The sequence below is a fragment of the Streptomyces sp. WM6386 genome, from assembly GCF_000972385.1.
In the GTDB taxonomy this organism is placed as follows: Bacteria; Actinomycetota; Actinomycetes; order Streptomycetales; family Streptomycetaceae; genus Streptomyces.
Genome location: NZ_JXTE01000660.1, coordinates 1 through 355, shown reverse-complemented (window position 1 = coordinate 355; position 355 = coordinate 1). Strand labels below are relative to the sequence as shown.

General features: G+C 78.9%; 1 pseudogene. It reads left to right on the top strand.

Annotation, left to right across the window (positions count from 1 at the left end):
• Positions 1 to 124, top strand: a pseudogene (locus TN53_RS48985) (copper homeostasis protein CutC); the annotation flags it as partial.
• Positions 125 to 355 lie beyond the last annotated feature (231 nt).

Below are 355 nucleotides of genomic sequence, written 5' to 3'. Positions count from 1 at the left end.
GCTCCTGGTCGGCGGCGGCCTGACCCTGGACCATGTGCCGGGGCTTCTGGTCGCCGGGTTCGACGCGTTTCACATCGGCGGGGCGGCGCGGCCCGGGGGGGGGGGGGGACCGGGGGGGGCGCAGGGGGGGGGGGGGGGGGCCCCGGGGGGGGGCCAGCCGGGGCGCCCCGCCTGCCCCTGTTTCCGCCCCCTCCCGCCAGGGGGCTGGAGTACGACTCCGTCGTCCGGGAGGAGCCGCAGGCGGTGTTCGACGGTTAGCCCGACGAGCGCACGGGTCTGCGACGCCTGTACGTGGCTCTCACCCGAGCGGTCTCGGGGCTGATCGTGACGCACGCGGCGCCGCTGCCGCGCGAGC